Below are 20,325 nucleotides of genomic sequence, written 5' to 3'. Positions count from 1 at the left end.
CGTATGGCTCAATAAATCAGGCGCAAAATGGCGCAAGACCGGCCGGGTAGAGCCCAGGGGGCATCGGATGCAGCTTGGCTTGTCGTCCCACGCAACGCCGCCGGGCTGCCGAACGCGCGTTTCCTGAGCGCTGTTCTCCGGACAGGACCCTCCAGGGGCGGTTATCTGTTGATATCGATTCCTTGCAGAGCCGGACTGGCACGCTGCGGCGGAGTTTATGCTATCGAGGCCCGCCTTCGTTCGTCACGCCAACGCAGTAACCCTCCGGGGCGCCCCTTGAGGGCCATTGCGAATTGGGCTGAAGCAGTCTAGGTACGGCGATTATGAACCCATTGGACCAGGCCTTTCACTTGGACCATCAGTTGATGATCCAACAACGGACGCGACGAGCCCGCTCGGTCGTGGTCTCGGTGGCCGGTTTGTTCGTCGCCGGAGCAATTGGTACCTGTGTGGCGAGCAGTTACGACGAGCCGCTTCAATCGGCGACGCCGGCGAGGTCGCCTGCGGCGGCGCCAGATGACAAGCCTCCCCTGAGCCTCATGAGCCTTCAGCTGAAGGAGGCCAATGAGACCGACGAGCTCAAACAGCAAATTGTCGCCCAGCGCGCCGAAGTGAAACGGCTCTCGGACCAGCTGTCTGCACTGCTCTCGCGTATGGCGGTCTTGGAAGTATCGCTTGAACGGAGGGTCCAGCAGTCGGCAAGCATGTCGTCGGCCTCTGTAACCCCTGTGAGTTCAGAGAGCCCCGCCCCAATTTCCAGCCGTCCCTCGGCGGTTGCAAGGCCTCTCAAGAAGCGAGCGCCAGAACGCGGACCGCTCGGTCCGACATCAGTCGGAGGAGCCCCCTTGACGACCGCGTCAGCCATTGCCCGGCAGTGATCGTCCCGGGCCCTCCTTTGCAGTTGTAATGGCGCGAGCCACCCCAGTTTTGCGTCGACGGAGAAGCCTATGAGGAGCTCCTCCTGCGCGGCACGGCTTGGCCGAAGCTATCACTTGCTGGCTTTTGCGCATTGTTGCATATCGAATAGGAGCCACTGAGCCCGAATCGGACGATCCAATCATGAGTCCGGCAGAGCTACTTCCGAGCGATCCGAATCCGAGCGATGCGACGTCCACGGAAGTCCAGTTTGCGCTTGTGATCGCGCGCATCCTCGAAACCGTGAAAGGCGACCCCGAATACATGCGGCAGGTCGTCTACGATCTCGCCCGCCATAAGCTTCAGGAGCAGTTTACCCACACAGATGCGGCCGACGTCCGCCGCATGCAAGCTGCCCTGGAAGCTGCGATCAATGGCGTAGAGCAATTCTCTCGGCAAGATCCGGGCGCTCCAAGTCTACCCCCTCCGCAGCTTACGAAAGCGCCCGACTTTGGCGGAGCTCCCGGCCCGGAGAGTGCTCCCGCGCCGCGCGCCAGAGAGATCGTGCTTTACGAGGAGGGCACTCACGTCCGCCCTCGCTTCGAATGGGTGAAGAAGCGCAGGGTGACCGTGCTGCTCGCGCTCGCGGCTGCAGGACTGCTCTTGTTTGAACGAGATCACCTGGTCAGCCTGATCTCCAGGTCCGGCAAGCCGATCGAGCAGGCTTTGCAGGAAGGAGGTCCTTCCGCCACGATTACGATCCCGATCCCGTCAGCGCCCCCGACCGCGGCTCCTACGACGGCGCCGACTGTGGCAACGAAGCCTGCACGCGCTCTTCCCAACGAATATGGGGTGTACGCACTCGATGAGGAGGATCGTCCGACAGTCAAACTGCAGTTGCTGCCCGGAAAGGCGCCGGACATAAGGATCGCTTTCTCCCCGACGTTCAAGGTGCCGGATCAGCCTGCTTTGCCGAGTGGACACGTCAAGTTCGTCGTGTTTCGGCGAGAAGCCGTGAACAGCATTCCGGAGGCTGCCGAGGTTCGCGTCGTGGCCAAGATCTCCCGTGAATTTTCAACCGCCGCCGCCGGTAAGAAGTTGAATGACGATGACGACGTCTGGGTCATCCGCAACTTCTCTTACGCGTTCCAGGTCAGCCCGGTCGCGGGCTCTCCGGAGATGTACGAACTTCGAAGCGAGGATCCTGCGCTGGATCTTCCGGCGGGCAACTATGTGCTAGTCTTGAAGGCGCAAACCTATTTCTTCCGGATTGGTGGAGAGATCGTCGATCCAAGGCAATGCATGGAGCGGGTGGTCGCCAGCAACGGCACGTTTTATGCGCCATGCAGGCCGGCGCGCGGCGCAGGTAGATGATTTCGCACTGTGCCTCATTGGCGAGCCGCATGCGACTTGCGACAGAGGCCGATCTTCGAAGAATGCGAAGCTTTCGGCTTCCGCCCTCGCTGGGCCGCCTTCATAATGATTCAAAGCCACGCGATCGTGGAACGGGCACCGCCCAGAGTGGTTTCCATTTCGGCTGAACCACAATTGAAGAGAAGCGATCATGTTGCGTTCAATATTACTGTGCAGCGCGATTGTACTCTCCGGGTCGATCGCGAAGGCCGAGAATTGCCAGTTTGTGGGCGGCGGCAAAATCATCTGCGACAACGGGGTCGCAGCGCGGCGCTATGGGCAGACCACCTACTGGAATGACGGGACGATATCTGAGCAGTACGGGACAACGACATACAACAGCGACGGCAGCAGTGCTCGGCAATACGGAAACACCACGATTTTCAGCGACGGCAGGTCGGCCCGGACGTATGGGAATCGCACTTATTTCAGTGATGGAAGATCCTGTTATCGGTATGGTCGCCAGCTTCACTGCGATTGAAGGCGAACGCGCAAATGGAGGCGGCGGCGACCGGTCACAGTCGTTGCGCGGCGGCGATGGGCACGTCGATCTGTCCTACATCGGGGCACGCACCGGTGCTCGCCCTCTGGGCTGGATAGCGGAGATCAATCCGGGTCCATTTGCAGCTTTAAAGCTTCGTTAACTATGGCCGCGCCATCCTCCCGCCTGCCGACCTCAAACGAGACCTCCGTGCATGTTTCAGCTCTTTGCGAAGGCTCGCGATCAGCGTCTTTTTCGCCGAGCGGGATCGACGACATTTCGGGTGCGCTCGGCCAAGCGTGACTCAGAGCAAGATCAGCGCCGGGTTGCGGCGATCATGGTCGCCATCGACGATGCGATCGCGGCAGCCGAGCGCGAGCGCGCCGGCTTAAGTCGTCGGGTCGAGGAGGTCCTGGCGCGGGCAGCCGTGACGCTGGGAAATGATGACGACGAATATCTGTACCGCGAACCGCTGGATAGTCATCACCAGGATCTATTCGACGCGGAAATTGTCAACGGACAAAGGCGGCTGAAGGAGTTGGGCTCCGCAATCGCTGATTTCAGGTTCGTCAGGGCCGCGATGCAAAGCCGGTTTCCCGACTACAAGTCCCGCACTGACGACGCCGGCCCATAGAGCGGGCTGCGGCTCAGCCAGCGTGGTGACCGGGAAGCGCACCGGCCTGCTGGCCGGCAACTTCCGCCGGAAGAGCCCTGAGTAGGGCGCCTGCCAGATAGCTAAGCTGCAGCAGGACGACAAATATCAAGACAGACGTCAGCGAGTGTGATGTCGTCGCACTGATGACGATTCCACCCAAGGCGATGCCCGGGATGAGAATGAACACCGGGTACCGGAGCCCCAGGGCCAGGCCTATCAGCACAGTACCGGCTACGAGCATCGTCACGGGAGCACTCCAAATGGCTCCGTGACGGTAGGCTCGTCGGGCTAACGTTGCCTTAAGTCATATGGCAAAATTTTCCTTGCAAGTGGAGGCCGGGCGGCACGGTCCGTTTCTTCGAGACGGTGTCGCCGCGGCTCTTCGTGCATGGCTCAATATATCCTGGAGCCTGCTCCATTGACGAGAGAGGAGCCTGCGCCACGCAAGAGGGTCACTTTGAGTTCACGATGGAGTTGATGTTCGCCGCGTTGGCTGTCGCGGCATCCAGCGGCGCCATGAGCTTGATGAATTCGGTCGAGGGCGATTCGGCGACCGAAATCACATCGTGATCGCGCACTCTGAACGAATCCGCCTGGAACCAGCCATCAGGCTTGCTCATGTCGAACTTGTAGACGGCAGGCACCAGCGCCGTCGGAAAGCCTCTGACCTCGAGGCCAACGCTTTCCAGCAATGGCTTCGGCTCGAACCGGTAGACGAACACAGACTTCGAGTTGGCGCGGCTTCCGTCGAGGCCGCCGGCTTTCGCAAGCGCTTCGGCGAGTGACATATCGTAGCTTTCGAACGTGAAGCGGCGATTGTTCGTTCCGCCGATGGAGCCGGGGGTAGGTGTCGATCCGAACGCCATGAACACGCGCGGAACTCGCGTTAGGAAGATCACATCGCCGGGGGCCAGCAAGATGTCTTCGGGCGGTCGTCGAACGATGGCGGCGAGGTATTGGCTGTACGTCTTCCCGGCGCGCTTCAGCGTGACGGTGACTTCGTAGTCGGGATATTTCGGCCCTCCCGCTCTTGCGATTGCCGCCAACAGCCGAAGCCCGCCCGGATCGATCGGGAAGCGCGCCGGTGAATTGGCTTCGCCAAGCACACTGACCTGGTTTCCGCGTTGCTCCGCGACCGCCACGACGACCTGTGGCTCGATTGCGCGCTCCTTAAGTCGATCGCGGATGATCGCGGAAACCGCGCGCGGCGTTAATCCCGCGACTTTGATCGTGTCCGCGAAAGGAATATTGATGCTGCCGGTCTGGTCGACCTGCTGTCGCGGTATGTCGACGAAATTGCCCGACCTGACGCCTGCTTCGCCAGGAATGAACAATCCACCTGCTTGCGCCTCGAAGACCGTGACGGTCAGAATATCCCCGATACTGATCGGCGCGTCGCGATGGCCTCCGGGCACGGATGCGAACGACGTGCCGGTCGCATTGGTGATTGTGTTGGTGGCCTGCATCACGGTGGCGTTGACGGGCATCAGGACATAGGGAAGCGGCGCTGACGGCTCGGTCACGATCGCGGCGTTCTCGTGGACCGAAGCGGAGTCGGGCGCGTCCATCGGGATGAAGCCGGCGCATCCGGTCATCGTCACTGCGACGAAGATCAGTACTGTATGGTGACGAACGACAGTCGCAATTGATCTTCCTGACTCGGTGACCACAATAACCTCACGCGTTTACGGGGACTGCGACGAACGTAGCAATCATCCTGTCGTCGAGTCACTCTCGTCCGGTTTCGCTCGCGCGAAACTGCGGCGCTTGTGGCCTCCATGCAACGCGCTGACGAGAGCATTCGCCTCAGCAGTGGCGAACGATTGAGCAATGTGGCTTCTTCTTGGCTGCAATCAGTAACAATGACGAAGCGTGACACACAATCGACCTGCTTACGACGTGGTCTCGACGGGCGGGAACCTTTGTCGCTCTGGTGGTGCGGCTCAAATCGCGAGCATGCTTGTGCCCTGGATGCTCATCAGTGTCAGATTGCCTGTCGCATAAGCGCCCGTGTCGATATTGGCTCGGTTCGTTAGCAACTGCGCGTTGCGCACCGGAGTATGGCCGTGCACGATGTATTTGCTGAAGCGTTCATCACTCTGCAGGAATTCCTCGCGAATCCACAGCAAGTCAGTCTCTCGCTGCTCGGATAGAGGCACGCCTGGTCGTATGCCGGCATGGACGAAGAAGAAATCCCCGCATGTGAACGATGGCCGCAGGTTGCGCAGGAACTCGACATGATCCGGCGGCAAGGCTTGGGCGAATTGGCGCAGCAAAGCGACCCGCTCCTCTTGTTCGGGTGTCGGATGAGACAGCGAAACGCCATAAGACATCAATGTCTGAGCCCCACCCACGCGGAGCCAATCGTCCAGCAAGTCGGGGCTGCGCAGGACCGTCGCCAAGAGAGCTTCGTGATTTCCCTTTAAGAACACGGTGTTGGCCCGCCGGCTGCGCTTCACAAGAACGTCGAGGGTTGATCGGGCATCGGGTCCCCGGTCGATGTAGTCGCCCAGGAACACCTCGATCGCATGCCGCGGCCTGCTCCGGGCGAGATCGGCATCGATCACCCGCAGCATCGGCTCCAGCAAATGGGTGCACCCGTGTATGTCGGAGATGGCGTAGATGCGGACCCCGTCGGGCAGCGTGGGCTTCCGTTTCGGTGGACGCGATCGAAAAAGCGGCATCATTGTTCGCACGTGCTCAAAATCGCTTCATCCATTGAGAGCGATGCAATCGGCGACAGGGGATCATGATGGCACGAGGGAGTTCGCGGAACGATGTTCAGGTCCTTGCAATGGCGCTCGACGTGTCTCGCACCGGACCAGAGCGCGGGAAGCTGAACCTGGTTCGCTTGGCGTCGATTGCGAATTGATGAGATTGCGCGTGTGAGTTGTTGCATGATCCTAACGATGCGAAGCCAGAAGCAGGAATGTCATCGATCGCGATGAAAGAAGCAATGAAGCAGCGCTCACGACGGCATCATACGCGATGCGAATGAGGCATTGAGGAAATGGAACCGGGCTATTGTTCCTCGATGCGCAAAATATCGGCGACGCAGATGCAGATCCAGGCGCGACGTCGATCGAGATGTCAGCGGCATGAAGACATCATGCGCATGCAGCATGCAAGTCATTCGAGAATTTCGCGAAGCTCTGCGCTGCAAAAAAATCTCATGCCGCGCCACAATATCGCTGCGATCGGTTAACACCTTCCGCTGCGAAAGCCGCAAATCATCTGCATCGCGATGAGTGTCATGCGTGCCCGTTGATAGAGGTTCGAATGGCTGTTGCAACTTACGGTACTGAGGACGTCTACTCCGTCTCTCTCGCGCGCGGCACGGTTCTTCAAAGACCGTTTCAGGTCTTCATCATCGCCGCCGATTTTCTGGTGGTGTTGATCTGCTATGCCGTCGCTTCTCTTCTATACAGCGCTTCTTTCGGCTCGCCCCTTGAGCCGACCTCGCTGGGTCCTGGAACGATCGTTGGTCTGGCATTCGTCACGATGGCGTACTTCCAGGGCGTCTACGACACGCATCGTCTGCTGAGGGTCGTCTGGCAATTGCGCAAGGTCGTCATGATCTGGTCGGCCGCGTTGACGGTTCTCGCGGTTGCTGCATTCCTGCTGAAATCAACAGACAACCTGTCTCGCGGCACCGTCATCATCTTCGCAGGCGTCGGTGGCGTCGGGCTGATGAGCGTTCGCTTTGCCTGGCAGTACGCCTTGGGCTCGAGCTTTGCGAAAGGACGCTTGGTCGATCGAAAGGTCGTCCTGCTCAGCCTGAAGCCGCTGGACTTCACCTCGACCCGGTTCAAGGACCTCCGGAAAAATGGCTTCGACGTGGTGCGCCACTTCGTGTTGAGTGCTGACGGCGGCGGGAATCACTGGGAGACACAGATTCGCGATGTGATCCGCGAGGCTCGCGTAGCGGACATCGATGAATATCTTCTGGCGGTCGACTGGAGCGAGCTGCCGGTGTTGCAGAAGCTCGGCAAGCACTTGCGTGCAGTGTCCCAGCCGGTGCGCCTGCTTCCCGACGGGCCGATCGCGGACCTGGTCTCGCGTCCTTTCTTGCCCGTTAGCGGCACCGTTGCAATCGAGCTTCAACGACCGCCGCTCACCGTGTTCGAACGCTTGCAGAAGCGCTGTCTCGACATCGGGCTTGCGCTGTTCGGCTTGATCGTTCTGGCCCCCTTGCTGTTGACAGTTTGCGTTCTGATCAAGCTGGATTCTCGAGGGACGATCATCTTTCGCCAGTGGCGCCGCGGGTGCAATGGCAAGCCGTTCGAGATCTGGAAGTTTCGAACGATGACCGTTAGCGAGAACGGACATACGGTGACTCAAGCCACGAAGGGCGATGCGCGCGTGACCAGGTTTGGGCGCTTCCTTCGCATGACCAGCATCGACGAGCTGCCCCAGCTCTGGAACGTATTGCGCGGCGATATGTCCTTGGTCGGCCCACGTCCGCACGCGCTGGCGCACGATAATTATTATGACGAACTCATCCGCAATTACATCTATCGCCACCATGTCAAGCCGGGCCTGACTGGCTGGGCACAGGTCAATGGCTTTCGCGGCGAGACGCCGACGATTGATCTGATGGAAAAGCGCGTGGAATACGACGTTTGGTACGTCGGCAACTGGAGCATTTGGCTCGACCTGAAGATCCTGGCGCGCACGGCGTCGGCCGTCATCTTTCAGGAGGCATACTAGGGCAGGATGGGTTTCGGTTGAATCGATGTGCGCTCAGGGCTCGATTCACCTCTCCCGCAGGGAGAGGTCGGAGCGCATCGAAGATGCGATCCGGGTGAGGGGATCTGGTCTCGCTGAGTGCCGCGGCCCCTCACCGGGATTGCGCTGGACGATGCTTCGCATCGCCAGGGCAATCCGACCTCTCCCCGTCGGGGAGAGGTGAATCACCGACGGCTCGCTAAATCTAATTTCATCATTCTCTAGGGACGAGACAGGATCCGGGGGATCGCCCTTGCGCTTCAGGTCGATGCGGGTTCGACGCTTGTCACGCTTCCATCAGCGCAGCCCTTCGGGCGGGAACCTGAAGGGTCTGCGGTCCGACCGTCGTTGGAGCGGCACTGACGACTGTCACTCGTCTCGTCGCGCCTCAGCGATCGTAGTGCATCGATTTCCTAAACAGCCGAACGATAGCATCGCGCAGCGCGAGCAGCGGGGGAACCAGGACAAAAAACGCCCCCATTGCGACCGAAGCGACCACGTGGCGAAGCGAAAACGGCTTTTCCTGATCGAGCTGTCCTGGGCTGGGATCGATCGAGGCCGCCGATAGGGTCCTGGCCGGGGAGCTGGTTTTCGGTCGCGGTTTTCTGGGGGGAACCACGATCACCACAAATAGGATGTTGAGCAGCACCCAGATGCTCAAAACAACCAAAACGACGACCATTTGGACCTACCGAGAAACGCCAAAAGTATGAGCTTACGTTAGCCCGGGAGGCCCCCGAAGGGAAGGTGCCTGGAACGGGACTTGCCGGGCGGATCGAGCGGCACCGTACCCTTGGCCGGCCGCAACGGTTTCCGTCAATCGATACTTGGCTACGGCAATGATCGCGTTTTGTTGATTCCGGATGAATACGGACGATGCGCAGCGGGCGTGTTCGCGCCGGCTCGCCGTCGCAGTCTCGTTCGCAATCTCAGTGGAGAGGCGGCATCCGGGACGATTTGAGGGGCCTTGGCTCTCAGCAGTGCCTCGGGGGACTCCCGTGGCGCCGATGAGCCTGCCTCGCTGTAAGGCTTCGCTGCCTCGTCGTTCGCGGTCGCGCCGCTCGCTCACTCGACGGACGGAACGAGCCGGCGGGCAAGCGCCGCCGGCGTCGCTGTTCTATGCGTGCTCGACGTAGTAGCTGTTGTGGTGCTTGCCCTTATACGCCTCGATGCGCTTGAGCATCTTCGGGTTGGCGCGATTGAGCACGGCGCCGAGCAGCTTCTTCTGGAGGACTTCCGATCCGGAAACCGACTCCTGAAGAGCGCTTCGTGTTGTCTGTCCCCATTCGATCACGTAGACCATGGCGTCGATCAGGAGGCTGACGGCCTTTGCGTCGGCCACCGGCATCACCGGGGCAAGATCGATCACGATGTACTCGTAGTGCTCCCTCAGCACCTTGAGCAGTTCAGCCATCGCCTTCGAGCCGACGATGTCGGCCGAATTGACCATTCGGGAGGCGACGACGGAGGGGAGGAAATCAAGGCCCGTTTCCTTGCTTCGCTGCACATGGTAGCCGAGGCTCGCTGGGTCGTTGAGGGCTTCCACCAGTCCGCTCTTGGCGTTCGGGGCGAGCAAGCGGGTGAGCGAGCGCGTGTGCAGATCGCCGTCGATCAGGACGACGCGATGGCCGGTGAGGGCAATCAACTGTGCGAAGTTCGCCGCCACCGTCGTCTTTCCTTCCTTCGGAAGCGAAGACACGATGCCGATCACCTTGATCTCGCGGGTCAGGCGCGCAACGTCGATCGACACCTTGATGTTGCGCAGCGTCTCGGCAAACCGCGAGAATGGATGATCGACGACGTAGCGGGACAGATCGGATGGACTCGTCTTGGCTGACGTCGAAAGCAGCGCGCCGGTCGTCGCTGACGCGCGAATGTCGGGCAGGACGCCGAGACATTTGACGCCGAGCTCGTCTTCGACCTCGCCAGGGGTCCGCAAGACGTCGCTGAGCAGTTCACGCCCGAATGCGACACCGAAGCCGAGGCAGAGGCCGCCCACAAGGCCGCCCACCAGCGCCAGAACAGTGCGCGGCGAGCTCTTGCGATCCGGGTTGGTGGCGGTGCTGATGAGGCGTGCCTCGCTCAGCGGGAAGCTCTGGTTCTGGGTGGCGCTTTGCAGCTTTTCCAGGAAGTTGTTGTAGAGGTTGCGATAGGTGTCGGCGGCGCTCTCCAGATCCCGGAGCTTGACTTCCGCCTGCCCGGTATGACCGGCCTGGGCGACCAGCTCCTTCACATTCGTCTCCAGGGAAGCCTCTCGACTCTTGGCGATTTCATAATCGCTGTTATAGGCGTCGCCGATCCGGTGAAGCTCGTCGGCAATGTTCTTGCGCAGCTCCTGCATCTTGTTGGCCAGGTTGACCGCCGCGCCATGGGTTTTGCCGTAGCGCCTCGACAGGTCTGCATATTGCGTATTCAGATCGAGATATTGCGCGCGCAGGCGCGTGATGACCGAGTTGTTGAGAGCGTCGGTGACCGTCGATTGTGCGACGTCCTGGTCCGAGATCGCGGTGATCCGGTCGAGACGGGCCTTGGCCTCCGCCGTTGCCGCCCGCGCTTGAACCAGCTGCGTGTTCAGATCCGACAATTGCTGCTCGGACATCAGGCCGCGGCTGGTTCCGACGATGTTGTGCTCGGCCTTGAAGGTCTGCACGGCGCGGTCGCTGGCCGTCGCCTGCTCGCTCAGCTCGATGCTGCGCTGCTGAAGCCACTCGGTGGCCCGCTTGGTGGACTGATATTTGGCTTCCAGGGCCCCGACGAGATAGGCATTGGCGATGGCGTTGGCGATCTTGGCGGCCTTGTCCGGCGTCCGCGCGCGATAGTTGAGCGACAGAACATAGGTCGTCAGGACGCGTTCCGTCCTCAGGTTCTTCTGGACCTGCTCTACCACCGCATGTTCGATTCTTTCTTGGCTCGCAGGTTCGCCGGAGCTGAACAGCGACGTCAGCTTGCCGAGGATGATGGAGAGCAGGCCGGGGTCCGAACCATTGAACTCCGGATCCTCCGTCAGCTTCAGTCGACGGACGACCGACAAGATCAGGTCATCCGAGTTGATGACCTCGACCTGGCTGTCGACGTAGCCGGTGTCGATGAGGGCACTGCTGGTGTTGCTGTCCTTGTCCAGAACCTGCGTCTGACGCGTATCCATCATGATACGGGCATTCGCCGTGTACATCGGTTGCGCCAGGATCAGGTAGACGATCACCAGGGCCAGGGAAGCGCCTGTGCATGCCGCGACGATCGGCCATTGGCGGCGCAGGACGTCGGCCACGCGTTCGAAGCTGAGGACTGCTCCGCCGAACTCGATGCCGAATCGGTGTCCCGATTGGAAATGTTCTCTGGGCTGATACATGTTCTGCTTCGCTGCCTTTGAGGATCGCTGATCAATTCGGAAGGGGGACGGGCTTGAATGGGTTGGTCAGCTTGGTCTTCCATTCGCCCTCGAGCAGGGCCCCGCCGCGGGAGGGTTGCGCCGAGCCCTTGGCTTGCGATTCAGCCTGGGCGCCGGAGGCGTCGTCTCCTGTGGCCGAATAACCTGCTTGCACGTTGAGATCGCCGATGCGTTGCGTGAAATCCCTGATCTTGCGCGCGGCGTCCGGCTTGGTCGAGGTGCATCGCCCCTCGGCGATCTTCAGCGCGGCACCAATGGCCGAACGATCGTTTGAAGCCGAGGCTGAAATCAGCGTCTGCACGGAGGGCAACACCGACGGATTCGTGGCGATAAGGGTGGCGAGCCGGTATCTCAGCTTTTCCTTGTCATTGCGCAGGCGCTCCAGAAGAGAGGAGGGCGACTTGACGAAAGTGTCGAGTTCGAGCTGGGACGCACGATCCGAAAATTCCACACACTGAGCGCGGCAGGCGTCGATGCTCGACACCATCACGGCGGAACCTGCCAAGACGATCGCTAGCCACCGTGCCCTTGCATGACGACGTGTTAGTCCGCGGCCCATCCGTGTCCCTTGCTCCCTGTTGCAATCGGAGAACACGCGAAACCTGTCAGGCAACTGTGTCAAATTTTGTGCGACGCAAAAGTTGAGTGGATGTGATCGGCGACAACGCAGCAGATGGGCTGTTCTTCGGCTGGTTGCAAAATGAAGATATGCAATGCTCGCGAGATCGGCATCTCGCGCCTACCAATGTTGCAGCATGAAAACATATGAGGCGTTTTGCACGTTCAAGCGCCGCGGCAGACGTCGCAAAAGCGACACAACTCATCACGCCCGGCATCGGTTCCAGCCTGCGCAAAAATTATCTGCGGCGTGACATATAGAGAAATCAGAGTTCTTGCCGTCGGCTTGACCGCATCAGCGCCGGATTTCGCGCACACTTTGCACGCAAATACTCGCAATCATCATGCTCGAATTGGTTTGCGCGTCGACGCAGCGCGGTCTCAAGCAAAAAGTGGCGTGAACTTGGCGCTCGCATGTCCGAATGAACTGCGAGTGTTGAAATTATCGTCGATCGTCATGCATCGCATGCGAGGCCGCGATCGCAGAGATTGAACACGCGCGAGTCCTGAGACACACTGCTGCGGTGCAATAGCTACGGAATGTTGATGTGACGGAGTTGGTTCATCGTGAGAAGGCGCATGTCCTGCCGCTCGACAGCATCCGGGGCATCGCCGCGACATCGGTGGTGATTCACCATCTGCTGCTGATGCCGACGTTCCTCGCGGCGTTCCCGCACAATGCGTGGATCAACTGCTCGTTCTTTAGAAGCTCCTGGCTGCTGGTCGACCTTTTCTTCGTCCTCAGCGGCATCGTCATGTCGCTCAGCTACGTCGAAAGCGATTTCGGGCACTTTTCGCTGCGCGAGTTCATGGTCCGGCGCCTGGCGCGGGTCTATCCGCTGCACATCGTCATGCTGATGGCGAATCTGTTGTTTCGTCTCCTGCGTATCAGCCTGGTGATGGCTGGCGTCGTCGTGGCCGCGCCGGCTGCGTTCGAGGTGAACAATGCCTATTCCTTCGTTCTCAACGTCCTGCTGCTGCACTCGATGGGCTTTATCGACTATCTCAGCTGGAATGCGCCGAGCTGGAGCATCAGTGTCGAGTTCTACACCTATCTGGTGTTTGGCCTGATCGTGCTCTTTGCCCAGCGCATGCGCTCCCTGCTCTGCTTCTATGTCCTCTGCGGCGCGCTCGCGGTCGGAAGCTTGGTCTTCATCATCTTCGTGCTCGACAAGAGGAGCCTCGGCCTTCAGACCGACTTCGGCATCCTGCGCTGTTTCGTGAGCTTCTTTCTGGGGGTGCTGACGGTCAGGATCGTCGATCGCCTGCCCGCCAAGCCGGGCCCCGCCGTGCAGGGTGCGCTCCAATTCGTCGCCATGATCGCCAGCGTCGTGCTGGTGTCCGTGGCGGAGACCAATCCGGCGTCGACCTTCCTCGCCCCCGTGACGTTCGCGATCTTCCTTGGCAGCCTCCTGGCGTTCCCGGATGCGCTGCTGGTGCCGCGGATCCTGGTGGCCAAGCCGCTGGTCTGGCTCGGGAAGCGGTCCTACTCGATCTATATGGTGCACGCGCTCGTGGTGCTGCTCGCCGAATATTTCGTGCGAGGCGTGGGGGCAGGGCGGATCGGGGCACTGGATTCGGTTTGGGCGGGGCTGCCGGCCACGTTGAATCTCGTGGTCTCGCTGGCCGCCGTCCTGGCGGTTTCGCACCTCACTTATCTCTACATCGAAATCCCCGGCGGCAGGTTCATGCGAAATCTGCTCGGAAGCCGTCGGGATTTCGCGCGATCTCCCGCGCGATCGGCGCGGCTGACGAACTGAGCCGGACATGACGATCCTTGCCCTGCATCGACCCAAAATCACGCTGATCAGCCTCAATATCGAGGCGATCGCGCTCGGAGCCTATCTGGTCCGCGACGCCTTCGGCGGCGTGATCCGCTATTACACCAGCATCTATCACATGAATGCGCTCTGGTATGTGCCCGACGGCATTGCGCTTCTGTGCCTCATCCAGTTCTTCGTCCATTGCATCCTGCGCAATCGCAGTACCCTGGCCCTCCTGGTACTGGTGCAGATCATGCTGTCACTCGTGCTCGGCTATTTCATGCTGGGTACGGCCAATGCAGCGGTCTCATCGTTCAAGATGATGCTGCCGGTGTTCGTCGGATTCTGCTTTTGCGATTCGAGCCTCGGCTCCTACAAGAAGCTTCTGTCGGTCATCGCGGTGACCTTCTACCTGTCGGTGATCGGTGTTTTCCTGACGAAATTCTACCTGATGCCGTGGGTGGGCTACAAATACGAGTCCTTCGGCGCGGTGCGCGAGGCCGGCCGCTTGTGGTGGGCCTATGGTGGCGACGACCAGCGTCTGATGGGCTTTGCTGCCGACAACACCATGGCTGCCTTCTTCATCCTGGTGTCGTTCGCGATCACGTCGATTCGTATGAGCACCACCTGGTGTCTCCTGCTCGGATCCGTCGCGATCTATGCCATCAAGCTGACTACGAGCAAGACGACCATGATCGTCCTCGTGCTCTATCTTCTCCTGCTGGTGTTGGTCCGGATGCTGCCGGAGAAGTCGCGCTTTCCCGCGATCCGGACCATCGCGCTGTGGTCGTATGCTTCGATCCTCGTGCCGTTCTTCATGATCGTGGTCGCTTCCGGGACCGCCGCGGTGCCGCATTCGACCCTCTTCAGCATCCTCGATCGCATCAACAACAGCTGGCAAAAGCCGTTTGTCTACCTCACGCAGCTCATGCCCATCGGCCTCGTGACCGGCTGTGGTGCAGGTTGCTTCAACTATCCGCAGCAGCTGTTCTCGCCGCTCGCGCCATTTTGGGTGCCGGTCGACAATTTCTACATCGGGACCTACTTGATGTTCGGCCTCCCGTTCGTGGCGTTCATGGTGATGGTGTTTCGGGCGACATTCGGCGCGACCGACGTCTACAAGCTGACGCTGATCTTCGTCGTCAATTTGTTCACGATCACGGTGCTGAATTACGGCCCGGCGTCCGGTCTTCTGATCATCGCATTGAGCTTCAGTGAGGTGTTCTCGCGCCGCGCGGCCTCCGCAACGGCGGGCGAGGCCGTGCCGATTGTCATGCGGCCACGGGTGCCGTCATTGGAAGGCTTCCGCCCGGACATCCCGGCGGCGAGCGGAAGCAGGTGAGAACCAACGATGCATAAACGGCTCGCATTCATCGACACGCTGCGCGGCATCGCCGTGTTGTCGGTCCTGGTCCAGCACGTGTTCGAGATCATTGTCGAAAAGCATCCGACGGGTGCCTATTACTGGCCCATTCACGATGTGTTCGGCTACTATATGAATTTCGGCCGGTTCGGCGTCGTACTGTTCTTCTTCGTCAGCGGCTTCGTCATTCCGTTCAGTTTTCCGGACAGCGCCACGCCGGTGCGGGATTTCTCGATCAGCCGCTTCTTCCGGCTCTACCCGGCCTATTGGACCTCGCTCGTGGTCGGGCTGGTGACGATGCAGCTGTTGGAGTCGAAGATCTACCCGCTCGGACAGGTCGCCGCGAACGTGACGATGTTGCAGACCTTCATCAACGTTCCGAACCTCTGGGTGTTCTACTGGACGCTGGCGATCGAGTTGCTGTTCTATGCCGGATGCACCATTCTCTTTGCGATGGGGCTGCTGAACAGGCGCTTCACGGCGGTGACGATCGTCCTTGCGGCCGCGCTGATCGGAACCACCGCTGCACTGCTGGTGGAGAACAGGACCGTATCCTCGGTGATGGAGGTCGGGTTGAACCTGTCGGCGATGTTCCTGGGCAAGATCATTCGCGACACCGTCATCGGCGGAAGGCTGCGATGGACCCACGTGGCCGTCTGCACGCTCCTATATGCGATCTTCGCCATCACGCTGTCCGACCGGCGGTTCGGAGGCGTGTATCACGAGAACTTCTTCTACAGCTACTCGATCGGATCGGCCTATGTCTGCGCGGCGCTGGTGTTCATCGGCTTTGCCGTGTTCGGCGAGAGAATGGCATGGCGCCCGATGGCATTCGTCGGGGTGATCAGCTATTCGGTCTATTTGATGTCGCCCTTCGTGATCGTCTTCATCCACCGCCTCGTCTGGTTCGGCGATGGGCCGCTCGGATGGTCGATCTTCCTGGCTGTGATCATGGCGCTATCGCTTCTTGTCAGCTGGATGACGTTTGCATTCGTGGAGAAGCCCAGCATTGCCTTTGGGCACAGGTTCCGCTCCGCGCGCCGAAAGAAGGTGGTTCTCGAGCCTGCCCTCAGCACGCAAGGCGCCGCAGAGTGAGCGGGACTGCGCACCAGCCGGGCGTCGCCTATGACGGTTCGTTCGTTCCGTCGGTGCAGGGGCTTCGCGGCATTGCGGCGCTTAGCGTGCTGATGGATCATTTCTACGACATGCCGAAGGGCGGCATGTACGACATTCCGGATCCCGGATTCCTGCCGCCGCTCTGGTCCTGGCTGCAGTCTGTGGTCAATGTCGGTGGGCATGGCGTCGAGCTGTTCTTCATGATCAGCGGCTTCCTGATTCCGGCGAGCCTGGTACGACACGGGTCGCTGCCGCGGTTCTTCTTCGATCGCGTCCTGCGCATCATGCCGGTGTTCGTCGTCCTGCATCTGGCGCTGTTCGCGATAGGTCCGATCGTCGCCTACAAGTTCTTCCGTGGGATCGATGTGACCAGCTATCTGACGATCTTCGCCGCCAATCTGTTCTTCGTTCAGGACGCGCTCGGCCTGCCCATTGCCCAGCAGAATGCCTGGACGCTGACCTATGAATGGGCGTTCTACATCTGGTTTGCGGCGACGTTTTCGATGCTGCGCATCGGTGGCAAGTTGCTGGCCGCGCCCATGATCCTGCTCGGCATCGCCTGCCTCCTGCATTGGCCGATCACGGCCTTCTTCTGCATCGGCATGCTATTCAGTGCGACCGGCTTTCGTATCTCGATTCCCGGGCGCCTCGGCTTGATCGCAGGCCTTGCTTGCGGAGCGGCGATGTATGCGAGCCTGGTGTTGTTTCACCCGTTCGTGGGGCTCCTTCCCGGCTTCCTGCTGTTCGGCATGGTGCTTGCTCCGGAGTCGGGCCTCGGCAAGGCTCTGAGTGCGCCGGCCCTGCAATATGTCGGCAAGATCAGCTACAGCCTCTATCTCGTTCATCCCTTCGTGCTCTTCCCCTTGCAGGTGATCGGCCTAAAGCTGGTCGCCGTCGGCGTCGATCGCTGGCTGCTGTGGACGGCCTTTATCGGGCTCGGGCTGGTGATGTCATTGGTCGCGAGCGCGATCAGCTACGAGTTGATCGAGGTAAGGCTGAGGCGCCTGTTGGACGGCGCGATCCGCGGCATGTTCTTTCGGCCGCTCAAGATCGGGCAATCGGTTTGACGGTCCGATTCGCCGGTCGCGGTCAGCTCACGGTACGACCGGCGAGCTTGTGATAGGACCCCAGCAGTTGCTCGGCGATGCGGTTCCAGTTCAAGATGCCGGCCGCGGTCTGCCGTGCGCCATCGGTCAATGTCGCCGCAAGCGGCTTCGAGGTCAGCACGCGTTCGAGTGCGTCGGCCAGCGCGGTGGCATCGCCCGGAGGCACCAGGAGTCCGTTGACGCCGTCTGTCACGACATCGGGAATGCCGCCGGTCGCGCTGGCAACGACGGGCCGGCTATTGCCGTAGGCGGATGCAAGCACGCCGCTCTGCGTTGCATCCTTATAAGGCAGCGCGACCACGGTAGCGGACTGAAACAGCTGTCCGGTATCCGCGGGCGAAATATAGGCATTGATGGTCTTGACGGTCGGCATCGCCTCCATTCGCGCTCCGAGCCGCGTCATCTCGGGGCCGCGGCCGGCGACGATCGCCTCGTGTGGCACACCGCGCCGGACCAACATGTCGATCGCGTCGATGAAGACATCGAGGCCCTTGTAAGCCCACATCCGTCCAAAGAACAGGATGCGCGCGGGCTCGGGCGTGGCGACCGCGCGCGACGCGGGCGGAACCATGAGCACGCCGTGCATGCTGGAAACCGTGTCGCCCTTGAAGTCGGGCGAAGCGCGGCGAAAATCGGCAATGCAGCTTTCGCCGTGCGTGGTGACGACTGACGCAGCCGCGCGCATGCGCTCGCGCCAGGCATCTTCACGAGGCGAGGTGCCGGAGCCGCCCTCCGAATGTGGAATTGCATCGTGAACCGTCAGCACCAGGGGAATGCCAAGTGGACGGAGAAGTTGAATCAACTGTGACGTGTAGATCTCTGGAACTTCGTGACAATGAATCACGTCCGGACGAAACGATATTATGTCGAGGAAGGACGCGGGAATGCCGAGCACGCCGCCGCCACGGCGCAAGCTCATGTTGCGAATCCGGGTCTCGAACGGCGCCTCGACGGCGATATCAGCAAGTTCCCACTGCTGGTTCGCGTCCTTGCGGTTGAGCACGAGGCGGACGTCGCAATGATGCGCCAATCCCGCGGCGAGCCGGTAGGAGTATTCTGCAAAATGCGGTGCATAGATCGCCACACGCAAACGCTTGGAGTGATGGAGAGAACGCGGAGCGGGCGAACTTATCAAGGCATCCATTTTGCATCACTTCGCAATGGTTGATTGGAGTGTAGTCCACGATTTGAACTCACTTCCACTCTAAATCTGAATCGTGACGGCGCTCATGCGATTGCCATCACTCCGTCGTGATGTCGCGAGCATTCAGTTCTCCGCCGTGATCGGAGAGGACGATGTCGCGCCATCGCGTCTCACATCGTCTACTCCGTGATTGTGGTTAGATCTGTCGGAATTGGGTCGAATTGTTGATGAGCGTCATGCGAGGCAAACAGCATCAGGTGGTGGTGGCGTTGTTTTGGTCGCTCGCACAAAATTGGGGCGGCCGCGCATTGTCGTTCGTGCTGTTCCTCGTGCTGGCACGGCTGCTCAATCCCGCCGATTTCGGCCTTGCCGCGCTGGTCGCCTTCATCCTGCTGCTCCTGAGCTCAATCGCGGAATTCGGCTTTGGTGATGCCTTGATCCAGCGGCGGACGCTCGAGCCCGCCGATGTGACGCTGCCCTTCTTCTGCTCGTTCGCAGCCTCAGTGTTGCTGGCCGTCCTGATTGCGCTGCTTGCGACGCATATCGAGCGTTGGCTCGATGTGAAGGGGTTCGCGCCGCTGCTCACCGCCGCCAGTCTTTCGCTTCCGATCGGGACAGCGACCCTGTTCCAGGAGGCGCTCTACAAGCGCCAGATGGATTTTCGCGTGCTTGCCGTCAGGACGATGGTGGCAACTGCCGCGTCCGGCGTTGTGGGCATTGCCTGCGCCTATGCCGGTTTTGGCGCCCTCAGCCTCGTGATTCAGGTGGTCGTTCAGAGCGCGATCAGCGGCTTATGGCTCTGGAGCCAACCGCGATGGCTGCCGATGCGCGGTTACTCTCGGAAGAGCTTTCGCGAGCTCTCGGGCTACAGCATACACGTCGTGCTGAACAGGCTGCTGGACTTTGCCATCGTACGGACGATCGACATGATCATCCTGTCGCTGTATGGCGTCGCGGCTCTTGGCATCTACACGGTCGGTGCGAGGGTCTACATCATCCTGATGCAGCTGCTCACCCAGGCGGTCATGGACGTTGCGCTGAGCGCATTGTCCAAGATTGCGCACGAGCGGGACCGCATCGCAGGCGCCTATCTGCGCAGCGTCAGTCTCGGCGCGCTGATCGGATCTCCGATCTTCGTGCTCCTCGCGGCGATCGCGCCGGAGTTCTCGCTGCTGCTGTTTGGCGCCAAGTGGGGCGGCAGCGAAGCCGTCATGCGGCCGTTGATGCTGATCGGCGCGGTGCAGACGGTGCAGTTCGTCAACAGCGCCTATTTCGGCGCCCTCGGCAAGCCGAACTACGTCTTTGGGCTCAACATCCTCAAATTCTGTACCGTCGTGCCGGCAATGTTCCTGCTTCCGTCGCGCGACATCGGTCAATTGGCCACGATCTTCGCGTTCTCGCAGCTGGTGGTGACCCCCGTGACCTTCGCGCTGGCGCTCCGGCTGCTTGGCTTGAGCTGGGGCCAGTTTCTGCGTCCCATTGCGGGCTGCCTTTGCGCCATCATGCTGGCCTACGGCGCGGTCGTGCTGTGTCGGGAGGCAACGCCGGGCATCAACCCCTACCTGCGGATCGGACTGCTGTCGTCCTGCTTTGGAGTGACCTATCTGACGGGCATTCTGCTGCTCTGGCGCAAGCAGGCCCTGTCCCTGATTGATTTCGTCGTGAAGCGCGGTGCGACCGCTTGATGAAGACGAG

The 20,325-nt window shown here is 60.5% G+C and carries 16 protein-coding genes; 9 read left to right on the top strand and 7 right to left on the bottom strand.

From position 1 onward, the window contains the following. Positions 1 to 1,059: 1,059 nt before the first annotated feature. The 3 genes from P6U31_RS28125 (at position 1,060) to P6U31_RS28115 (ending at position 3,383) form a co-directional block, all read left to right on the top strand. Complete coding sequence (locus P6U31_RS28125) at positions 1,060 to 2,229, top strand: hypothetical protein (protein WP_407184991.1); 1,170 nt, start codon at positions 1,060 to 1,062, stop codon at positions 2,227 to 2,229. Positions 2,230 to 2,678: 449 nt separating this feature from the next. Then, complete coding sequence (locus P6U31_RS28120; RefSeq protein ID WP_407184990.1) at positions 2,679 to 2,912, top strand: hypothetical protein; 234 nt, start codon at positions 2,679 to 2,681, stop codon at positions 2,910 to 2,912. Between the two features lie 51 nt (positions 2,913 to 2,963). Next, entirely contained in the window at positions 2,964 to 3,383 is a 420-nt protein-coding gene (locus tag P6U31_RS28115) for a hypothetical protein (RefSeq protein ID WP_407184989.1), read from the top strand. 13 nt (positions 3,384 to 3,396) lie between these two features. On the opposite strand, the gene P6U31_RS28110 is transcribed toward P6U31_RS28115, so the two are convergent. From P6U31_RS28110 to P6U31_RS28100, 3 genes are all read right to left on the bottom strand, one after another. After that, positions 3,397 to 3,651 carry a hypothetical protein gene (locus P6U31_RS28110; protein ID WP_407184988.1) on the bottom strand — a complete coding sequence of 85 codons (255 nt, stop codon included), beginning with the start codon at positions 3,649 to 3,651 and terminating at the stop codon, positions 3,397 to 3,399. A 205-nt stretch (positions 3,652 to 3,856) separates the two neighbouring features. After that, positions 3,857 to 4,999, bottom strand: a complete 1,143-nt coding sequence (locus P6U31_RS28105; protein WP_407184986.1) for a polysaccharide biosynthesis/export family protein — start codon at positions 4,997 to 4,999, stop codon at positions 3,857 to 3,859. Between the two features lie 348 nt (positions 5,000 to 5,347). Further along, positions 5,348 to 6,091 (bottom strand): metallophosphoesterase family protein, encoded by a 744-nt coding sequence (locus P6U31_RS28100; protein ID WP_407184985.1) that lies wholly within the window; start codon positions 6,089 to 6,091, stop codon positions 5,348 to 5,350. A 592-nt stretch (positions 6,092 to 6,683) separates the two neighbouring features. Here P6U31_RS28100 and P6U31_RS28095 point away from each other — a divergent pair. Next, a complete protein-coding gene (locus tag P6U31_RS28095) occupies positions 6,684 to 8,114 on the top strand; it encodes an undecaprenyl-phosphate glucose phosphotransferase (RefSeq protein ID WP_407184984.1) in 1,431 nt (476 codons plus the stop codon). A 406-nt stretch (positions 8,115 to 8,520) separates the two neighbouring features. On the opposite strand, the gene P6U31_RS28090 is transcribed toward P6U31_RS28095, so the two are convergent. The 3 genes from P6U31_RS28090 to P6U31_RS28080 all read right to left on the bottom strand — a co-directional run bounded on the left by P6U31_RS28090 (position 8,521) and on the right by P6U31_RS28080 (position 12,025). After that, entirely contained in the window at positions 8,521 to 8,814 is a 294-nt protein-coding gene (locus P6U31_RS28090) for a hypothetical protein (protein ID WP_407184983.1), read from the bottom strand. A gap of 435 nt (positions 8,815 to 9,249) precedes the next feature. After that, positions 9,250 to 11,481, bottom strand: a complete 2,232-nt coding sequence (locus P6U31_RS28085) for an AAA family ATPase (protein WP_407184982.1) — start codon at positions 11,479 to 11,481, stop codon at positions 9,250 to 9,252. Positions 11,482 to 11,512: 31 nt separating this feature from the next. Next, positions 11,513 to 12,025, bottom strand: coding sequence for a hypothetical protein (locus P6U31_RS28080; protein WP_407184981.1), 513 nt, complete (start codon positions 12,023 to 12,025; stop codon positions 11,513 to 11,515). 661 nt (positions 12,026 to 12,686) lie between these two features. Between P6U31_RS28080 and P6U31_RS28075 the strand changes: the two genes are divergently transcribed. Genes P6U31_RS28075 through P6U31_RS28060 form a run of 4 tightly spaced genes read left to right on the top strand, consistent with a single transcriptional unit; the run spans position 12,687 to position 17,447 of the window. Continuing rightward, positions 12,687 to 13,898, top strand: a complete 1,212-nt coding sequence (locus tag P6U31_RS28075) for an acyltransferase family protein (protein WP_407184980.1) — start codon at positions 12,687 to 12,689, stop codon at positions 13,896 to 13,898. A 7-nt stretch (positions 13,899 to 13,905) separates the two neighbouring features. Next, on the top strand, positions 13,906 to 15,243 hold the full coding sequence (locus P6U31_RS28070) for a hypothetical protein (RefSeq protein WP_407184979.1): 1,338 nt from the start codon (positions 13,906 to 13,908) through the stop codon (positions 15,241 to 15,243). 9 nt (positions 15,244 to 15,252) lie between these two features. Beyond that, complete coding sequence (locus P6U31_RS28065; protein ID WP_407184978.1) at positions 15,253 to 16,359, top strand: acyltransferase family protein; 1,107 nt, start codon at positions 15,253 to 15,255, stop codon at positions 16,357 to 16,359. Next, positions 16,356 to 17,447 carry an acyltransferase family protein gene (locus P6U31_RS28060; protein ID WP_407184977.1) on the top strand — a complete coding sequence of 364 codons (1,092 nt, stop codon included), beginning with the start codon at positions 16,356 to 16,358 and terminating at the stop codon, positions 17,445 to 17,447. Before P6U31_RS28065 ends, P6U31_RS28060 begins: the two co-directional genes overlap by 4 nt. Before the next feature lie 22 nt (positions 17,448 to 17,469). Here the strand turns inward: P6U31_RS28060 and P6U31_RS28055 are convergent, their stop codons facing one another. Continuing rightward, a complete protein-coding gene (locus tag P6U31_RS28055; protein ID WP_407184976.1) occupies positions 17,470 to 18,570 on the bottom strand; it encodes a glycosyltransferase family 4 protein in 1,101 nt (366 codons plus the stop codon). A gap of 287 nt (positions 18,571 to 18,857) precedes the next feature. Between P6U31_RS28055 and P6U31_RS28050 the strand changes: the two genes are divergently transcribed. Beyond that, positions 18,858 to 20,315, top strand: coding sequence for a lipopolysaccharide biosynthesis protein (locus P6U31_RS28050; RefSeq protein ID WP_407184975.1), 1,458 nt, complete (start codon positions 18,858 to 18,860; stop codon positions 20,313 to 20,315). Positions 20,316 to 20,325 lie beyond the last annotated feature (10 nt).

The sequence above is a fragment of the Bradyrhizobium centrosematis genome, assembly GCF_045571495.1.
Taxonomy (GTDB): Bacteria; Pseudomonadota; Alphaproteobacteria; order Rhizobiales; family Xanthobacteraceae; genus Bradyrhizobium; species Bradyrhizobium centrosematis.
This window is presented reverse-complemented; position numbering and strand designations above follow the sequence as displayed.

What these genes read in the sequence shown, in the direction of transcription:
- P6U31_RS28125 (WP_407184991.1), top strand. Translation starts at nt 1,060, where the DNA reads ATGAGTCCGGCAGAGCTACTTCCGAGCGATCCGAATCCGAGCGATGCG.
- P6U31_RS28120 (WP_407184990.1), top strand. Translation starts at nt 2,679, where the DNA reads ATGGGAATCGCACTTATTTCAGTGATGGAAGATCCTGTTATCGGTATG.
- P6U31_RS28115 (WP_407184989.1), top strand. Translation starts at nt 2,964, where the DNA reads ATGTTTCAGCTCTTTGCGAAGGCTCGCGATCAGCGTCTTTTTCGCCGA.
- P6U31_RS28105 (WP_407184986.1), bottom strand. Translation starts at nt 4,999, where the DNA reads ATGACCGGATGCGCCGGCTTCATCCCGATGGACGCGCCCGACTCCGCT.
- P6U31_RS28100 (WP_407184985.1), bottom strand. Translation starts at nt 6,091, where the DNA reads ATGATGCCGCTTTTTCGATCGCGTCCACCGAAACGGAAGCCCACGCTG.
- P6U31_RS28095 (WP_407184984.1), top strand. Translation starts at nt 6,684, where the DNA reads ATGGCTGTTGCAACTTACGGTACTGAGGACGTCTACTCCGTCTCTCTC.
- P6U31_RS28090 (WP_407184983.1), bottom strand. Translation starts at nt 8,814, where the DNA reads ATGGTCGTCGTTTTGGTTGTTTTGAGCATCTGGGTGCTGCTCAACATC.
- P6U31_RS28085 (WP_407184982.1), bottom strand. Translation starts at nt 11,481, where the DNA reads ATGTATCAGCCCAGAGAACATTTCCAATCGGGACACCGATTCGGCATC.
- P6U31_RS28070 (WP_407184979.1), top strand. Translation starts at nt 13,906, where the DNA reads ATGACGATCCTTGCCCTGCATCGACCCAAAATCACGCTGATCAGCCTC.
- P6U31_RS28065 (WP_407184978.1), top strand. Translation starts at nt 15,253, where the DNA reads ATGCATAAACGGCTCGCATTCATCGACACGCTGCGCGGCATCGCCGTG.
- P6U31_RS28050 (WP_407184975.1), top strand. Translation starts at nt 18,858, where the DNA reads ATGAGCGTCATGCGAGGCAAACAGCATCAGGTGGTGGTGGCGTTGTTT.